Origin of the sequence: Thauera sp. SDU_THAU2 (assembly GCF_038260575.1) — a bacterium.
In the GTDB taxonomy this organism is placed as follows: domain Bacteria; phylum Pseudomonadota; class Gammaproteobacteria; order Burkholderiales; family Rhodocyclaceae; genus Thauera.
In genome coordinates this window covers 3701719-3716542 of sequence record NZ_JBBWUN010000003.1, presented here as the reverse complement: position 1 = coordinate 3716542, position 14824 = coordinate 3701719, and the positions used below count along the sequence as shown (strand labels likewise).

The 14824-nt window shown below is 68.3% G+C and carries 21 protein-coding genes; 15 read left to right on the top strand and 6 right to left on the bottom strand.

The window, feature by feature from the left end; translation table 11 throughout:
* Window positions 1-30: 30 nt before the first annotated feature.
* The 11 genes from AAFL97_RS19165 (at window position 31) to ureG (ending at window position 8720) form a co-directional block, all read left to right on the top strand.
* Window positions 31-906: an outer membrane protein OmpK gene (locus AAFL97_RS19165; RefSeq protein WP_341646276.1), complete on the top strand. Its 876-nt coding sequence runs from the start codon at window positions 31-33 to the stop codon at window positions 904-906.
* 114 nt (window positions 907-1020) lie between these two features.
* The gene (locus AAFL97_RS19160; RefSeq protein WP_341646275.1) at window positions 1021-1623 is read left to right on the top strand and encodes a TetR/AcrR family transcriptional regulator; all 603 of its coding nucleotides are present in this window, start codon (window positions 1021-1023) and stop codon (window positions 1621-1623) included.
* 119 nt (window positions 1624-1742) lie between these two features.
* The gene (locus AAFL97_RS19155; RefSeq protein ID WP_341646274.1) at window positions 1743-2648 is read left to right on the top strand and encodes a DMT family transporter; all 906 of its coding nucleotides are present in this window, start codon (window positions 1743-1745) and stop codon (window positions 2646-2648) included.
* A 49-nt stretch (window positions 2649-2697) separates the two neighbouring features.
* On the top strand, window positions 2698-3318 hold the full coding sequence (locus tag AAFL97_RS19150) for a class I SAM-dependent methyltransferase (RefSeq protein WP_341646273.1): 621 nt from the start codon (window positions 2698-2700) through the stop codon (window positions 3316-3318).
* Between the two features lie 251 nt (window positions 3319-3569).
* The gene (locus tag AAFL97_RS19145; RefSeq protein ID WP_341646272.1) at window positions 3570-4439 is read left to right on the top strand and encodes an urease accessory protein UreD; all 870 of its coding nucleotides are present in this window, start codon (window positions 3570-3572) and stop codon (window positions 4437-4439) included.
* A 42-nt stretch (window positions 4440-4481) separates the two neighbouring features.
* Complete coding sequence (gene ureA, locus AAFL97_RS19140) at window positions 4482-4784, top strand: urease subunit gamma (RefSeq protein WP_341646271.1); 303 nt, start codon at window positions 4482-4484, stop codon at window positions 4782-4784.
* A 10-nt stretch (window positions 4785-4794) separates the two neighbouring features.
* Window positions 4795-5100: an urease subunit beta gene (locus tag AAFL97_RS19135; RefSeq protein WP_341646270.1), complete on the top strand. Its 306-nt coding sequence runs from the start codon at window positions 4795-4797 to the stop codon at window positions 5098-5100.
* Entirely contained in the window at window positions 5100-6806 is a 1707-nt protein-coding gene (gene ureC, locus AAFL97_RS19130) for an urease subunit alpha (RefSeq protein ID WP_341646269.1), read from the top strand. The genes AAFL97_RS19135 and ureC overlap by 1 nt, the downstream gene beginning before the upstream one ends.
* An 8-nt stretch (window positions 6807-6814) precedes the next feature.
* The gene (ureE, locus tag AAFL97_RS19125; protein WP_341646268.1) at window positions 6815-7372 is read left to right on the top strand and encodes an urease accessory protein UreE; all 558 of its coding nucleotides are present in this window, start codon (window positions 6815-6817) and stop codon (window positions 7370-7372) included.
* An 8-nt stretch (window positions 7373-7380) separates the two neighbouring features.
* Entirely contained in the window at window positions 7381-8091 is a 711-nt protein-coding gene (locus AAFL97_RS19120) for an urease accessory protein UreF (RefSeq protein ID WP_341646267.1), read from the top strand.
* Window positions 8088-8720 carry an urease accessory protein UreG gene (ureG, locus tag AAFL97_RS19115; protein WP_263460568.1) on the top strand — a complete coding sequence of 211 codons (633 nt, stop codon included), beginning with the start codon at window positions 8088-8090 and terminating at the stop codon, window positions 8718-8720. Before AAFL97_RS19120 ends, ureG begins: the two co-directional genes overlap by 4 nt.
* 125 nt (window positions 8721-8845) lie before the next feature.
* Here the strand turns inward: ureG and AAFL97_RS19110 are convergent, their stop codons facing one another.
* Complete coding sequence (locus AAFL97_RS19110; protein WP_341646266.1) at window positions 8846-9403, bottom strand: YkgJ family cysteine cluster protein; 558 nt, start codon at window positions 9401-9403, stop codon at window positions 8846-8848.
* Between the two features lie 283 nt (window positions 9404-9686).
* Between AAFL97_RS19110 and AAFL97_RS19105 the strand changes: the two genes are divergently transcribed.
* The 3 genes from AAFL97_RS19105 (at window position 9687) to AAFL97_RS19095 (ending at window position 11753) form a co-directional block, all read left to right on the top strand.
* Window positions 9687-10217 (top strand): DUF3617 domain-containing protein, encoded by a 531-nt coding sequence (locus tag AAFL97_RS19105; protein WP_341646265.1) that lies wholly within the window; start codon window positions 9687-9689, stop codon window positions 10215-10217.
* A 167-nt stretch (window positions 10218-10384) separates the two neighbouring features.
* Window positions 10385-10741, top strand: coding sequence for a zinc ribbon domain-containing protein (locus tag AAFL97_RS19100; protein ID WP_341646264.1), 357 nt, complete (start codon window positions 10385-10387; stop codon window positions 10739-10741).
* A 13-nt stretch (window positions 10742-10754) separates the two neighbouring features.
* On the top strand, window positions 10755-11753 hold the full coding sequence (locus AAFL97_RS19095; protein WP_341646263.1) for a TIR domain-containing protein: 999 nt from the start codon (window positions 10755-10757) through the stop codon (window positions 11751-11753).
* 26 nt (window positions 11754-11779) lie between these two features.
* On the opposite strand, the gene AAFL97_RS19090 is transcribed toward AAFL97_RS19095, so the two are convergent.
* Window positions 11780-12127 carry a DUF1840 domain-containing protein gene (locus tag AAFL97_RS19090; protein ID WP_341646262.1) on the bottom strand — a complete coding sequence of 116 codons (348 nt, stop codon included), beginning with the start codon at window positions 12125-12127 and terminating at the stop codon, window positions 11780-11782.
* A gap of 29 nt (window positions 12128-12156) precedes the next feature.
* Window positions 12157-12714 (bottom strand): hypoxanthine-guanine phosphoribosyltransferase, encoded by a 558-nt coding sequence (locus AAFL97_RS19085; RefSeq protein WP_341646261.1) that lies wholly within the window; start codon window positions 12712-12714, stop codon window positions 12157-12159.
* Window positions 12715-12878: 164 nt separating this feature from the next.
* On the opposite strand from AAFL97_RS19085, the gene upp reads away from it, so the two are divergent.
* Window positions 12879-13511, top strand: coding sequence for a uracil phosphoribosyltransferase (gene upp, locus AAFL97_RS19080; RefSeq protein WP_341646260.1), 633 nt, complete (start codon window positions 12879-12881; stop codon window positions 13509-13511).
* A 72-nt stretch (window positions 13512-13583) separates the two neighbouring features.
* Here upp and AAFL97_RS19075 read toward each other — a convergent pair whose 3' ends face one another.
* The 3 genes from AAFL97_RS19075 to AAFL97_RS19065 are packed head-to-tail and all read right to left on the bottom strand — an operon-like array spanning window position 13584 to window position 14657.
* A complete protein-coding gene (locus tag AAFL97_RS19075) occupies window positions 13584-13931 on the bottom strand; it encodes a YqjK-like family protein (protein WP_341646259.1) in 348 nt (115 codons plus the stop codon).
* A 13-nt stretch (window positions 13932-13944) separates the two neighbouring features.
* Window positions 13945-14337: a phage holin family protein gene (locus AAFL97_RS19070; RefSeq protein ID WP_341646258.1), complete on the bottom strand. Its 393-nt coding sequence runs from the start codon at window positions 14335-14337 to the stop codon at window positions 13945-13947.
* A gap of 8 nt (window positions 14338-14345) precedes the next feature.
* Window positions 14346-14657 carry a DUF883 family protein gene (locus AAFL97_RS19065; protein WP_263460578.1) on the bottom strand — a complete coding sequence of 104 codons (312 nt, stop codon included), beginning with the start codon at window positions 14655-14657 and terminating at the stop codon, window positions 14346-14348.
* Window positions 14658-14824 lie beyond the last annotated feature (167 nt).

Genomic DNA, 14824 nt, shown 5'->3' with positions numbered 1-14824 from the left:
GCCACCCGCAGCTTTCCCCGGAGCCAAAAAATGATAAAGAGACACCCTCGCGGCAAGACGCTCGCCATCGTCTGTGCCTTCGCCGCCCTGCCGGCCGTCGCCCAGGCGGCGACCTGGAGCGACACCTTCATCGGCTATCGCTACGGTACCGACTTCCGCGAGCCCAACAACACCGAGAAGGTGCGCAAGCATGTGCTGCAGCTCACCCATGCCAGCGGCCATTCGATCGGGCAGCATTTCGTGAACCTCGACGTCTTCCAGTCCGACGACAAGGATCCGACGACGCGCAACGGCAGCAACGGCGCCACCGAGTTCTACCTGACCTACCGTCACCAGTTCCATCTGAGCAAGATCTTCGACCGGAGCCTCGCCTTCGGCCCGGTCAAGGAAGTCGCGCTGACCGCCGGTTTCGACCTCAACACCAAGAACACCACCTTCGCGCCGCGCAAGCGCCTGCTGGTCATCGGCCCGACGCTGAAGTTCGACGTGCCGGGCTTCCTCGACGTCAGCCTGCTGTACGGCAAGGAATGGAACCACTGCGGCCTCGGCTCGCCGGCCTGCCCGAAGAGCGACATCACTTTCGACCCGCAATGGATCCTGAGCGCGGCCTGGGGCATCCCCTTCAACGCCGGTCCGGTGCCGCTGAAGTTCCAGGGCTTCATCAACGTCAACAGCGAAAAGGGCAAGGACTACGCCGGCGTCGAGACCAAGACCGAAACCTTGATGCGCACTTCGCTGATGGTCGACGTCGGCCAGATGGCCTGGGGCAAGAAGAACACTTTCCTGATGGGCGTGGGTTACGAATACTGGCGCAACAAGTTCGGCAACCATGCCTTCGCCAATGGCGACCAGAAGCCGGGCATCAAGACCACGGCGCCGATGTTCCAGATGGAACTGCACTTCTGAGAGGTTCGCAGGAGCACTTGATCGGAAACGGGGCGCTCGCCCCGTTTTGTTTGCCTTGATTGCCTATCAACTAGTAGGTAGTATCGCGCCGACCAATCCGATACGACGCATCCGATGAGCGCTCCCGGCACCCGCGAATCCCTGCTGCAGACGGCCGAGTCGCTGCTGCGGTCCAAGGGCTATGCGGCCTTCAGTTATGCCGACCTTGCGCAGGCGATCGGCATCCGCAAGGCAAGCATCCACTACCACTTTCCCACCAAGGAGGATCTGGGTGTGGCGGTGGTGGAGGCCTATGTCGAAGGCGTCGTGCAGACCTTCGCCGGCATCGAGGCCGAATTCGCTGCGGTTGCGGATCGCCTGGAGGCTTTTGCCGGTGTGTTCAAGGTTGGCAAGCAGGAGGGCCAGTTGCCGCTGTGCGGCGCGCTGGCGGCAGAGATGGCCGTGCTGCCGGAGCGGCTGCAGGTGCTGACCCGGCGTTTCTTCCAGCTCCAGATCGACTGGTTGACGAAGGTGCTGGACGAGGGCGTGAAGCGCAGCGAGATCCCTTCGGGCATCGACACCAGGACCCGTGCGCACCAGCTTCTCAGCCAGATGGAAGGGGCGAGCTTCGTCGATTGGGTGCTGCAAGGCGATGGCCGTTTCGACGCCGGCATCCTGCTGCGCATCGCGGGTGTGGATGAATCCGCGCGGCCTCATGAGCGGCCGCCGCCGGGCTGAGCGCCGTATCCCGAACTTCGCCGGACGATCGGTACCGCGGCCGCAGGACGAGGCCGGCGGGCGAGGTCGCCGACATGAGGCAGTCCTCCGGGGCCGCCCGCTTTGAGGAGACATCATCGATGAATGGAAACGAGACCGCGGCATCGCAGGATGCCGCCGGGGCGGAAAGGCATGGCTTGCTCATCGTCCTGCTGACGGCCGCCACCATGCTGGCCTTTGCGGCCAACTCGCTGCTCACCCGGCTGGCCTTGCAGACGACATCCATCGACCCGACATCCTTCATCGTCGTCCGTCTCGCCTCGGGGGCGGCGATGCTGGCGCTGATCGTGCTGTTCCAGCGCCTCAGGCTGCCGTCGCTGCAGAAATCCTGGCCGTCCGCCGTGCTGCTGTTCATCTATGCGGTGGCTTTTTCCTTTGCCTACCGCGGCATCGACACCGGTGCGGGGGCGCTGCTGCTGTTCGCCAGCGCGCAACTGACGATGATTGCCTACGGCTATGCCCGCGGCGAGCGTGCCAGCCTGCCGGGCGTGCTGCTGGCACTCGCCGGCCTGGTGGCTTTCCTGGCGCCGGGCGCGTCGGCGCCGGCATTGCTGCCCGCCGGGCTGATGACGATCGCCGGCATCGCCTGGGGCGGCTTCTCGCTGCTCGGGCGCTTCAGCCAGGACACGCCGGTGGGCAACACCGCCAGCAGCTTCATCTGGGCTTTGCCGCTGGCGCTCGGCCTGATGTTCCTGCAGCGCGACGCCATCCGGATGGATGGTGTTGGCGTCGCCTACGCGCTGCTGTCCGGCGCCGTGATGTCGGGGCTGGGTTATGCGGTGTGGTACTGGGTCCGGGTGCGGATGACTGCGATCGCCGCCGGTTCGGTGCAACTGAGCGTGCCGGTGCTCAGTGCCCTGCTCGGCATGATGATGCTCGGCGAGCACCTGGGCGCGGAGCGCTGGCTGGCGGGCGCGGCGGTGCTGGCCGGCGTCGCGATCACCACCTTGTCGGCGGCCAGGCGTGCCCGGCAGCGCAAGGGCTGACGCCTCTCCGCCGGCATCTGCCGTCTGCCCGGTGTGTCGCGGCGCCGACGTGCGCTCTTTCATGCGCGTCGAAGGGCGGGATTACCTGCGCTGCGGAAGCTGCGAGGCGACTTTCCTGCTGCCCGCGCAGCGCCCGCCGGCGGCGGCCGAGCGGGCGGAGTACGAACTGCACTGCAACGATGCCGCCGATCCAGCCTATCGCCGCTTTCTCGGCCGCCTGGCCACGCCGCTGCTGGCCCGGCTGGCGCCGGCGAGCGAGGGGCTGGACTACGGCTGCGGCCCCGGCCCGGCACTGGCCGGCATGCTGCGCGCAGCCGGACATGCGGTGGCGCTGTACGACCCCTTCTTCGCGCCGGATGCCGCCGCGCTGGCGCGAAGCTACGACTTCATCACCTGCACCGAGGTCGCGGAGCATTTCCATGATCCGGCAGCCGAATTCGCCCGCCTCGACGGCTTGCTGCGGCCCGGCGGCTGGCTGGCGGTGATGACCTGCTTCCAGACCGACGATGTCCGCTTCGCCGGCTGGCATTACCGCCGCGATCCGACGCACGTGGTGTTCTACCGCGAGGCGAGCTTCCGCTGGCTGGCGGACCGTTTCGGCTGGCTGTGCGAAGTGCCGTGCAAGGACGTGGTGCTGATGAGGAAAGCGCAGGGCGGCGAAACGCCCTAGGGCAGGGCGCCGGCCGCTGTGGCTTCGGCCTGCGCGCTTGGGACACGGCAGCAGGTTCGATGCACTTGGCGGCCTTGCCTCGCGGCGCCGATCGAGTTCATGCACCGAGATGGTGCAAGTCTTCGGCCGCAGACCGTCCGACTTCCTGCCATCGACCGTTCCGGTGCTGGAGTGGTGCTGAAATTTCCTTGATCGACAAGCAGATACGGCCGTCCTGCCAGTGCTGGAACGCCGTTTGCTTATCGTCCGGCATGAACGCCGTAAGCACGCCCGAAACCCATGCCCTGGCCGAGCAGCCCGCCGGCCGCGGCTGGCGGGCCGAATTGCGCCTTGGCTATGCGCGGCGCGGCGGGCGGACGGTGCTGGCGCGCCGCGAACATGTCGGACCGCTGGTGGTGCAGCGGCCGCTGTATCCCGAAGGAGAGGCGGTATGCCACACCATTTTGGTGCATCCGCCGGCGGGAATTGCGGGCGGCGACCGCCTGAGCGTTCATCTCGACGTCGGTCCGGGCGCGCATGTGCTGGTGACTACCCCAGGCGCGGGCAAGTGGTACCGCAGCGGGGGGCAGACGGGCTTGCTGGCGCAGCGCATCGAAGTCGCTGCCGGCGGCGTCTGCGAATGGTTGCCGCAGGAGAGCATCGTCTTCGATAGCGCGCTGGGTGAGCTGTCCACCGCAGTGCGCCTGCATGGCGACGCCTGCTTCGTCGGCAGCGAGATGCTGTGCTTCGGGCGCACCGCGTCCGGCGAGCGCTTCAACCATGGCGAACTGGCGATGCGCACCCGGATCGAGCGCGACGGCCGTCCGCTGTGGCTCGAACGTGGTGTGCTGGCGGGCGGCAGCGCCTTGCTCGGCGCGGCGGTGGGCATGCAGGGGAAGCCGGTCGGCGGCAGCTTCGTCGTCGCCTCGCCGCACTGTGATGGTGCATTGCTCGAATGCTGGCGCGGCATCGAAGCCGAGGCGGGTCAGGGCGCGGTGACGCTGCTGCCCGGCCTGCTGCTGGCGCGCTGGCTGGGGCCGGTCTGCGAGCCGGGGCGGGCGTGGTTCGCGCGCCTGTGGGCGGCGGCGCGGCCGGTGGTGGCGGGGCGGGCGGCGCAGCCCCCGCGCATCTGGAATACCTGATCAATTGTGTTGCAGGCGGCGCCGGGCGCCGCGGAGAGGACGATGGAACTGACGCCACGCGAGAAGGACAAGCTGCTGATCTTCACCGCCGGCCTGCTGGCCGAGCGGCGGCGCGCACGGGGCTTGAAGCTGAATTACCCGGAGGCCGTGGCCTTGATCACCTGCGCGATCCTGGAAGGTGCGCGGGATGGGCGCACGGTGGCCGAGCTGATGAGCTACGGCGCGACACTGCTGGCACGCGAGGACGTGATGGAAGGGGTGCCGGAGATGATCCCGGACATCCAGGTCGAAGCGACGTTTCCGGACGGTACCAAGCTGGTGACCGTGCATGAACCGATCGTGTGAGGAGAAGACGATGATCCCCGGAGAATTCTTCGTCGCCGACGGCGACATCGAGCTCAATACCGGCCGTGCCACGCTGAGCCTGGCGGTGAGCAATACCGGCGACCGCCCGATCCAGGTCGGTTCGCACTACCACTTCGCCGAGACCAATGAGGCGCTGGCCTTCGACCGCGCGGCGGCGCGCGGCTTTCGGCTGAACATCGCGGCGGGAACGGCGGTGCGTTTCGAGCCGGGGCAGTCGCGCACCGTCGAGCTGGTGGCGCTGGCCGGCGAGCGTGAGGTGTATGGCTTCAACGGCCAGGTGATGGGAGCGCTGTGATGGCGAAGATCTCGCGCCGCGCCTACGCGGAAATGTTCGGCCCGACGGTGGGCGACCGCGTGCGGCTGGCGGACACCGAGCTCGTGATCGAGGTCGAGAAGGACTGGACGATCTACGGCGAGGAGGTGAAGTTCGGCGGCGGCAAGGTGATCCGCGACGGCATGGGCCAGGGCCAGGACGTGTCGGCCAGCGTCGCCGACACCCTCATCACCAATGCGCTGATCGTCGATGCGGTGACCGGCATCGTCAAGGCCGACGTCGGCCTCAAGGACGGGCGCATCTGGCGCATCGGCAAGGGCGGCAACCCGGACATCCAGCCGGGGGTGACGATTCCGGTCGGTGCCGGTACCGAGGTCATCGCCGGCGAAGGCATGATCCTGACCGCCGGCGGCATCGACAGCCACATCCACTGGATCTGCCCGCAGCAGATCGAGGAGGCGCTGACCAGCGGCGTCACCACCATGCTGGGCGGCGGCACCGGGCCGGCGACCGGCACTTTCGCCACCACCTGCACGCCGGGGCCGTGGCACATCCATCGCATGCTCGAAGCGGCCGATGCCTTTCCGATGAACATGGGCTTCTTCGGCAAGGGCAACGCCAGCCTGCCGGCACCGCTGAAGGAGCAGGTGGTGGCCGGTGCGATCGGCCTGAAGCTGCACGAGGACTGGGGCACGACGCCGGCGGCGATCGACAACTGCCTGACGGTGGCCGACGAGATGGACGTGCAGGTGGCGATCCACTCCGACACGCTCAACGAGTCCGGCTTCGTCGAGACCACGCTGGCGGCGTTCAAGGATCGCACCATCCACACCTTCCATACCGAAGGTGCGGGCGGCGGCCATGCGCCGGATATCATCAAGGCGATCAGCCGTCCGAACGTGCTGCCGTCGTCCACCAACCCGACGCGTCCCTACACGGTCAACACCATCGACGAGCATCTCGACATGCTGATGGTGTGCCACCACCTCGACCCGGCGATCGCCGAGGACGTCGCGTTCGCCGAGTCGCGCATCCGGCGCGAGACCATCGCCGCCGAGGACATCCTGCACGACACCGGCGCGTTCTCGATGATGTCGTCGGATTCGCAGGCGATGGGCCGGGTCGGCGAAGTGGTGATCCGCACCTGGCAGACCGCGCACAAGATGAAGCTGCAGCGTGGCGCCCTGCCGGAGGACGAGGGCCGCGGCAACGACAACTTCCGCGTGCGCCGCTACATCGCCAAATACACCATCAACCCGGCGATCACGCACGGCATCGGACACGTCGTCGGCTCGATCGAGGAAGGCAAGCTAGCCGACCTGGTGCTGTGGCGGCCGGCTTTCTTCGGCGTCAAGCCGAGCCTGGTGCTGAAAGGCGGCATGATCGCGGCGGCGGCGATGGGCGACCCCAATGCCTCGATCCCGACGCCGCAGCCGGTGCATTACCGGCCGATGTTCGGCGCCTTCGGCAAGGCGCTGGCGACGTCGGTGACCTTCGTGTCGCAGGCCGCGCTGGCCAATCCGGCGGTGGCGGCGCTCGGCCTGGGCAAGCCGCTGGTCGCGGTCAAAGGCTGCCGCACGGTGCAGAAGCGCGACATGGTGCTCAACGACGCCACGCCGGAGATCGACGTCGATCCCGAAACCTATGTCGTCCGCGCCGATGGCGAGCACCTGGTGTGCGAGCCGGCGGACACGCTGCCGATGGCGCAGCGCTATTTCCTGTTCTGAATCCAGCCATGACGACGACCCTGACTCCAGACTCCGGTGCGCCGGCCAACGATACCCCGGCCGAAACCGCCGCGGTGCTGCTGATCGAATCGCTTTACGAAGGCAGCGAAGCGGCGGCCGAGGTGCTCGAACTCGACTTCAACTACCGCACCAAGAGCCGGCTGCGCGCGAAGCTGGTGTCGGGCGCCGAGGCCGGGCTGTTCCTGCCGCGCGGCACCATCCTGCGCGGCGGGCAGAAGCTGCAGGCCAGGGACGGCCGCATCGTCGAAGTCCGCGCCGCGCCGGAAGAACTGATCGAAGCCCGCTGCGCCTCGCCGGTCGAACTCGCGCGTGCGGCCTACCACCTCGGCAACCGCCACGTCGCGGTGCAGGTCGGCAGCGACGCCGGCGGCGACTGGCTGCGCATCCAGGCCGACCATGTGCTCGAAGGCATGCTTGCCGGCCTGGGCGCGCAACTGGTGAAACTGGATGCGCCGTTCGAACCCGAAGCCGGCGCCTACGCCCACGGCCACCAGCATCCCGGCGACGGCAGCGGCGCACGCATCCATATGATGGCGGGGCGTTGAGCGTGGACATGTCCGCCGGTCCGCTGCTGAACGGCGGCCTGCTGCCGCTGCTGCGCCTGCTGCAATTGAGCAGTCCGGCGCTGCCGGTGGGTGCCTACACCTATTCGCAAGGCCTGGAATGGGCGGTGGAAAGCGGTGTCGTGAGCAAGGAGGCGGATGCCGCGGCATGGATCGGCGACCTGCTCGAATGGAGCCTGGCGCGTTTCGAGGCGCCGCTGCTGGCCTGCCAGATCGGTGCCTGGGCGCGGGGCGACGATGCCGAGGTCGTGCGTCTCAACGACGATTTCCTCGCCAGCCGCGAGAGCGCCGAACTGCGCGCCGAAACCGTGCAGATGGGCTGGTCGCTGGTGCGCCTGCTGGCCGAGCTCGATGCCTTCGCGACGCTGCCCGGCTGGCGCGAACGCCTGCTCGCCATCGACACGCCGGCCTTCCCGACCGCCTGGTCGGCGGCGGCCGCGGCCTGGCAGGTGCCGGCCGCGCAGGCGCTGGCCGCCTACCTGTGGGCCTGGGCCGAGAACCAGGTGATGGCGGCGGTGAAATGCGTGCCGCTGGGTCAGAGCGCCGGCCAGCGCCTGCTCGCCGCGCTGGGCGAGCGCATCGTGCCGCTGGTGGAGGTGGCGCTGTGCCTGCCCGAGGCGCGCTGGAGCAACTACACCCCCGGCCTGGCGATCGCCAGCAGTCGGCATGAAACCCAATACACGAGGCTTTTCAGATCATGAACATGCATGTCCCCAATCGGCGCGGCCCCTTGCGCGTCGGCATCGGCGGCCCGGTCGGTTCGGGCAAGACCGCGCTGACGCTGGCGCTGTGCCTGACGCTGCGCGACAAGTACGACATCGCCGTCGTCACCAACGACATCTACACCGCCGAGGACGCCCAGTTCCTGGTGCGCAACGAGGCGCTGGCGCCGGAGCGCATCATCGGCGTCGAGACCGGCGGCTGTCCGCATACTGCGATCCGCGAGGACGCCTCGATCAACCTGGAGGCGGTGGATCGCCTCAATGCCCGTTTTCCGGGGCTGGACATCATCTTCGTCGAATCCGGCGGCGACAATCTGGCGGCGACCTTCTCGCCGGAACTGTCCGACCTGACGATCTACGTCATCGACGTTTCCGCCGGCGACAAGATCCCGCGCAAGGGCGGGCCGGGCATCACCCGCAGCGACCTGCTGGTCATCAACAAGATCGACCTCGCGCCGCTGGTGGGCGCATCGCTGGACGTCATGGAACGGGACGCGTGCAAGATGCGCGGCCCGCGCCCCTTCGTCTTCTCCAATCAGAAGACGGGGCAGGGGCTGGTCGAGATCATCGGCTTCATCGAGCGCCAGGGCATGCTGGTCGCAGGTTGAGCTGGCGGTTCCCGGCGGCCGGCTGCGGGCGACCGGCTGCGGGCTGCCGCCCGGCCGCGAAGGGAGGTTCCGGTCCGGGGAGGCCCTCGCGCAGCGGCGGCTTCCGGAAGTGGCGATCCTGTCGGTCAGGTCTTGGCGGAGGAACCCGGCACGTTTTGCCCGGCATCCTCGACCCCTGGCGTGTCCCGCGCAAACCATTCCGTCAGCGGCCGCAGTTCGCCGAGCGCGCCGAGGGCGTGGTCGACAGCGTCGTGGTTGCCCCACACCACGTCGGCCAGTTCGCCACCGGCGGCGCGTTGCTCGATGCCGCCGCAATACAGGCCGAGTTCGCGCTGGACGTAGAAGCCGTAAGTCCGGCAGGCGACCGGGCGCTGGGCGTAGACCGGACAGGCGCCTTCGATTTCGTCCAGCATCGGGCACACGATGGGGCGTGAGGGCGCGGCGGCAAGCCGGGCGAGTTTGTCGCCGATCCCGGCCAGGCGCGACGGCGGCAGGGTGGCGAGGCCTTGTTTCAGCAAGGCCCATTCGGCCGCGCTCAGCCGCGGGACATCGGCCAACTGCCGGCAACAGGTGGCGCAGCCGCGCGCGCACTGCCAGTCGGGATGGGATTGACGGATGGCCGCGACACGTGCGTCGATGTCGGCGTGGAGGCGGTGGAGCGGGGCGGAGGTGGCGTCGGGCATCTTCGGCGTGTTCAGGGTTGTCGTGCCGCACGGGCGGCGGCGCAGGGCTCGCAGCCTGTGCAGGAAGTCGTCGATCGGGCGAGTCCGGGAGAATACGCCCAACGCGGCCGGCAGCGACCAGGACCGGTCCGGCAGTGGCCGCCGGCGTGGAGCGCTTCGGCGGACAACTTTGCTCACCAACGGAAGGTGCGCGTGCATGGAACGCGCTGCCCCTGCCGGAGATAATTCCATCGTTTCGATCGTCTGCGGCCCATAACCGAGCCCACACCACAGGACACCGTTCATGCTCTCCCGTCGCCCCGCTGCATCCGCCGCATTCGTGCTGGCCCTGGCCGGCCTTTCGCTCCCCGCCCACGCGGTCGACGACATCCGCCCCGGCCTGTGGGAGTTCCGTTCCACCCACCTGAGCCTGGGCGGCCTGCCCGACATGTCGTCGCAGATGGCCCAACTGCAGCAGCAGCTCAAGCTCCTGCCCGCCGAAACCCGCCGCATGCTCGAACAGGAGATGGCGCAGCGCGGCGTGAGCCTTGGCCAGGACGGTTCCGTCCGTACTTGCATCACGCCCGAGCAGGCGCGCCAGGACACGATCTATTCGGGCAAGGTGGAAGGCAACTGCACGCTGAGCGATGTCGCGAAGGCCGGCAATACGGTCACCGGCACGCTGAAGTGTACCGGGCCGGACGCGACCGGTCGGTTCAGGGCCCAGGTCGACAGCCCCGAGCGCTTCACCACGCGGGTGACGATGCGCTCCACGCAAGGCGATCTCGACGTCGAAACCGCGGCGCGCTGGCTCGCTGCGAGTTGTGGTAATTGACTGCGGTGGCGACTGACTGCGGCGGCGATTGACCTCCGCAATCCGGCGGGGCAGGCGAGCGCGGCGCTCCAGCGGGCACCCGGCGCCCGATCGCCTGGCTGCGCACCGGCTCACGAACCGGCTTCCTTGGCTATACTGGAACCGACCCCAGCGCGGAGGATGCCATCATGTTCTGCCCCCAGTGCGGTAAGGAGAACGAGGCGGGCGCACGTTTCTGCGGCCATTGCGGCGCAGCCGTCGGCGAACCTGCGCCCGAGCCCCCGCCGGCGCCGGGACGCCCTGTCGCGCCTGGCGAGCCTGTGCGCATCGTCGATCTCAGCCGCGCCGGCCCCGCTGTCTCGCCGGGACTCAAGTGGGGCGTGATCGCCGCCAGCGTGGTGTTCCCGATCGTCGGCATGGGCATGGGGCTGTATTACTGGATGCGCGCCGAGTCGCCGGAGAAGCTGGCGCTCGGCAAGACCTGGTTCTTCGTCGGCCTCGGCATCACCGTTTTCTACTTTTTGCTCGGTACCGAGCAGTATTGAGGAGCCCGGACTCGTGAGTGCCCCGCTGGCCGCCATTGAACTCACCCGCCCGCGCGCGGCGGTGAACGTGCTGCGCAGCTACGGCGTGCTCATCGACGGCCGCAAGGTGGACAGCCTCGAAGCGGGTGCTACGCGGCGCTATGCCTTGCCGGTCGGCGCCCACGAGATCGGCGTGGAGATGGATTTCTACAAGAGCCCGCCGCTGATGCTCGAATTGCGCGCGGGCCAGACCGTGCGCCTGGAATGCGGCGAAAGAGCGCCCTTGCTCGGCCAGAGTGGCCTGTCCTTGCGCGGGCTGGGTGCAGCGTTCGGCTCGATGCTGTCGCCGGGCGACTATTTCTACCTGAGCGTCGTTGGCACCGAAGTGGCCGAGGCGCCTGCGGTCGGCGCCGGCTCCGCGGCCGCGGACCGCAGCACGCCTCCGCCGCGCCTGCAGGCGAGCGCCGAGCCGATGATCTTCCTGTCCTACCGCCGCGACGACACCGAGCACATCACCGGCCGCATCCGCGACCGGCTCGGCATGTGCTTCGGCGAACACGCGATCTTCCGCGACGTCGATTCGATCCCGGCCGGCATGGACTTCGTGCGCAAGGTCGAGGAGACGATCCGGGTCGCGCATGCGATGGTGGCGATCATCGGCCCGCAGTGGGCCGAGGCCACCGATCGCCAGGGTCGCCGCCGCCTCGATCAGGTCGACGATCCGGTGCGCTTCGAGCTCGAGACTGCGCTCGGCCTGGCGCTGCCGCTGGTGCCGGTGCTCGTCAAGCAGGCCAGGATGCCCGCGCGCGAGGACTTGCCGGCCTCGCTCGCGGCGCTGCCCTCGATCAATGCCGTGATCATCCCGCCCGAGCCCTACTTCGCCGACGGCGTCAAGCGTCTGGCAGCAGCGATCGAGGCCTTGGTGGCGCCCGCCGCGCCGCCTACACCCGCGCGGCCGCAGTTCTGCGTCGCCTGCGGCCACCGGATTGCGCCTGGCCAGGTTTTCTGCACCCGCTGCGGGCAGCGGGTCTGATGCCGCGGTACCGCACGCGCGCCGGCTCAAGCTCCCCAGGTTACCGGCACTGCTTCCTTCTGCGCGGTTTCGAGCATGTCGAGCAGCGGCCAGGCGCGCTGTGCGAGCCCGACCGGCGCCGCCATGCCGGTGCGGCCGGCTTCGCGGTCGGCGGCAACATCCTGTTCGGTGCGCTGGCGTTCGAGCTCGGCCTGGCGCGCGCGGTCTTCCTCGATCGCGGTGCGCAGGCGGACGATCGCCTCCGGCAACTGTTCGACCGTGACGATGCCCTGGCTGTCGGCAGCGTCCTTGCCCATGATGGCGATGAGCTTCTTCGCCGAGTCGCCCAGCATCAGCACGTCGGCGCTGGCGGAAGACTTGAAGGTGTAGAGCATGGCGATTCTCCTGGTGGTCAGGGTCGGTCTTACAGGCCTTTGACGGCGTAGATGCCCGGCGCGTTGCGCCAGTAGCCCTTGTAGTCCATGCCGCAGCCGAACAGGAAGCGGTCGGCGACGTCGAGGCCGCTGAAATCGGCACGCATGCCGGGGCTGGCCTTGCGCTCGTGCAGCTTGTGCACCAGCACCGCGGACAGCACTTCGGTGGCGCCTTCTTCCTTCAGGTGCTCGATGATGGCCTTCAGCGTGTGGCCTTCGTCGAGGATGTCGTCCAGCACCAGCACGCTGCGGCCGCGCAGGTCCTGGGTCGGGCGCACGCGCCAGTCGAGCTGGGTGCCCTGCAGCGCATGGCCGTAGCGGGTGGCGTGCAGGTAGGCGACTTCGAGCGGGAACAGCAGGCGCGGTAGGATGCGCCCGGCGAGGATGAGGCCGCCGTTCATCACCGTATAGACCAGCGGATTGCGATCGGCCAGGCGCGCGGTGATCTCCGCTGCCATGCGGTCGAGCGCCGCTTCCACGGTGGCGCCGTCGGCGAGACAGTCCGCTTCCTCGCGGGCGCGTTTGATTTCTTCCAGATCTGCTTGCATGTCGATGGGCCGCGGGGTCGTGCCGGGGAATGTTCGGGCTCGTCATTCTAGCGCCGAACCGGAGGCGCCGCCGGTCTCGGCCGCATCTGGTGCCGCGTGTCCTTGTGTGTGCTTCGGCGGCGCGGTAAAAGAAGCGGATCTTTGCCCTGCTGCCCGGAGCCGCCATGCCCATCCACGAAATCCGCCACCCGCTCGTGCGTCACAAGATCGGCCTGATGCGCGAAGGCGATATCAGCACCAAGAAATTCCGCGAACTCACGGCCGAAATCGCACGGCTACTGGCTTACGAGGCCTGCAAGGATTTCCCGCTGGAAACGGTCGAGATCCAGGGCTGGGCGGGACCGGTCCGGATCGAGCGCATCAAGGGCAAGAAAGTCACCGTGGTGCCCATCCTGCGCGCGGGACTGGGGATGCTCGACGGGGTGCTCGACATGGTGCCGAGCGCCAAGGTCAGCGTGGCCGGCATCGCGCGCGACGAGGAAACCCTGCAGCCGGTGCCCTACTTCGAGAAATTCGTCGGCCAGCTCGACGAGCGGATGGCGCTGATCATCGACCCGATGCTGGCCACCGGCGGCTCGATGGCGGCGACGGTCGATATGCTCAAGCGCAAGGGCTGCAGGCAGGTTCGCGCGCTGGTATTGGTGGCGGCGCCCGAGGGCATCGCGCTGATGAACACGCGGCATCCGGATGTCGACATCTTCACGGCCAGCATCGACAGCCACCTGGATGAGCAGGGCTACATCATTCCCGGGCTCGGCGATGCGGGCGACAAGATCTTCGGCACCCGCCACGACTGATCTGAGGCGTACCGCGGCGAGCCTTTCTTTCGGGCAATGAGGCCGCCGGCCGGCGGCGAGCGATGGCGCCGTTCAGGCCGACAGCGCGCGCTTCAGCGAGCGCAGCAGGCGCCGCAGCACCGGGACGGCGAACGGCAGCAGACGGCTGCCGCGCGCCTGGCGCAGCAGCAGCCAGCCCAGCCAGGCGCGCCGGGCCAGGCGCAAGGTGAGGCGTGGCTTGAACAGCAGCACGGTGATCAGACCGACCGACAGCAGCGGCACTTTTTCCTTCGCCCACGACAACTGGTCGCGCACGGCATCGAGGCGCGACAGGCCGGCTTCGATGCCGGCCAGGCGTGCCGTCATGTCTTCGCGCTGGGCCTCGGCGCGAAGCTGCAGGCGCTGCTTGCGCAGGGCGATGTCGACGAGTCGCGGGTCCATGGCGGAAAGCCGTTCAGTTGTCGTCGTCGGGCGCGCGCAGGGCATCCCGGTCGCGGGCGAGTTCGGCGAGACTGGTCGCGAACAGCCGGCTGCCCTGCTTGAATTCGCGCGCCACGTTGGTCGCGGTGAATAGTGCGCCGCCGAGGCAGATCGCGGTCGACAGGCCGAGTGCGAGCAGGCGGTACTCCTCCCAGAACAGCACGGTCAGGAACACCATCAGGAAGACCAGGCCGAAGCCCAGCAGCAGCCCGCACAGCACGATGTTGATCGCGAGGCGGGTGAGGCGCAGTTTTTCTTCCTGCGCCTCGAGCGCCAGCAGTTCGAGCCGCGTCTGCAGCGTCTGCAGCGCGGCATCGGCGATGCCGCGCAGGCGCCCGGCCAGGCGCGGCTTGCGGGCCTGCTCCATCTTCGGTGTCAGCGGCGGCTGGCGAGCAGGCCGAGCAGGAAGGCGACGCCGGCAGCGACGCCCAGCGACTGCCAGGGGTGCTCATGTACGTAGTCGTCGGTGGCGCGGGCGGCTTTCTTGCTCGAATCGATCAGCGCGGCTTCGGCGTCGGACAGCTTGTCCTTGGCCGCGGCGAGGCGTTCGGTGATGCGGCCGCGCAGGTCGCCCAGCTTGTCGCCGGTCTGGTCGGCGGTCAGGGCAAGCAGATCCTCGGCGTCGGTGATGATGGCCTTGAGATCATCGACGAGCTTGTCTTTCGAGGGGATTGCAGCTTTGGCCATGGTATCTCTCCTTGTTCATCCGTCATGAATGATCGCGCTTCTGCGCGCCCAGCAACAGGCTAACGCTGCCGGGATGCGAAGGCAATGCAGCAGCCGGTAACAAATATGAGAGCAGGCACTGAAGTGGGCGCCAGTGCTGGAGGGAGAGGGTTTGTGCGGCGCAAAAA

Bases quoted from the DNA above. Each gene is read 5' to 3' on its own strand.
- AAFL97_RS19085 (WP_341646261.1), bottom strand. From the start codon at position 12,714: ATGCAAGCAGATCTGGAAGAAATCAAACGCGCCCGCGAGGAAGCGGAC.
- ureA (WP_341646271.1), top strand. From the start codon at position 4,482: ATGGAACTGACGCCACGCGAGAAGGACAAGCTGCTGATCTTCACCGCC.
- ureG (WP_263460568.1), top strand. From the start codon at position 8,088: ATGAACATGCATGTCCCCAATCGGCGCGGCCCCTTGCGCGTCGGCATC.
- AAFL97_RS19075 (WP_341646259.1), bottom strand. From the start codon at position 13,931: ATGGACCCGCGACTCGTCGACATCGCCCTGCGCAAGCAGCGCCTGCAG.
- AAFL97_RS19135 (WP_341646270.1), top strand. From the start codon at position 4,795: ATGATCCCCGGAGAATTCTTCGTCGCCGACGGCGACATCGAGCTCAAT.
- AAFL97_RS19160 (WP_341646275.1), top strand. From the start codon at position 1,021: ATGAGCGCTCCCGGCACCCGCGAATCCCTGCTGCAGACGGCCGAGTCG.
- AAFL97_RS19120 (WP_341646267.1), top strand. From the start codon at position 7,381: ATGTCCGCCGGTCCGCTGCTGAACGGCGGCCTGCTGCCGCTGCTGCGC.
- AAFL97_RS19090 (WP_341646262.1), bottom strand. From the start codon at position 12,127: ATGCTCTACACCTTCAAGTCTTCCGCCAGCGCCGACGTGCTGATGCTG.
- ureC (WP_341646269.1), top strand. From the start codon at position 5,100: ATGGCGAAGATCTCGCGCCGCGCCTACGCGGAAATGTTCGGCCCGACG.
- AAFL97_RS19065 (WP_263460578.1), bottom strand. From the start codon at position 14,657: ATGGCCAAAGCTGCAATCCCCTCGAAAGACAAGCTCGTCGATGATCTC.
- upp (WP_341646260.1), top strand. From the start codon at position 12,879: ATGCCCATCCACGAAATCCGCCACCCGCTCGTGCGTCACAAGATCGGC.
- AAFL97_RS19100 (WP_341646264.1), top strand. From the start codon at position 10,385: ATGTTCTGCCCCCAGTGCGGTAAGGAGAACGAGGCGGGCGCACGTTTC.
- AAFL97_RS19155 (WP_341646274.1), top strand. From the start codon at position 1,743: ATGAATGGAAACGAGACCGCGGCATCGCAGGATGCCGCCGGGGCGGAA.
- AAFL97_RS19165 (WP_341646276.1), top strand. From the start codon at position 31: ATGATAAAGAGACACCCTCGCGGCAAGACGCTCGCCATCGTCTGTGCC.
- AAFL97_RS19105 (WP_341646265.1), top strand. From the start codon at position 9,687: ATGCTCTCCCGTCGCCCCGCTGCATCCGCCGCATTCGTGCTGGCCCTG.
- AAFL97_RS19110 (WP_341646266.1), bottom strand. From the start codon at position 9,403: ATGCCCGACGCCACCTCCGCCCCGCTCCACCGCCTCCACGCCGACATC.
- AAFL97_RS19145 (WP_341646272.1), top strand. From the start codon at position 3,570: ATGAACGCCGTAAGCACGCCCGAAACCCATGCCCTGGCCGAGCAGCCC.
- ureE (WP_341646268.1), top strand. From the start codon at position 6,815: ATGACGACGACCCTGACTCCAGACTCCGGTGCGCCGGCCAACGATACC.
- AAFL97_RS19070 (WP_341646258.1), bottom strand. From the start codon at position 14,337: ATGGAGCAGGCCCGCAAGCCGCGCCTGGCCGGGCGCCTGCGCGGCATC.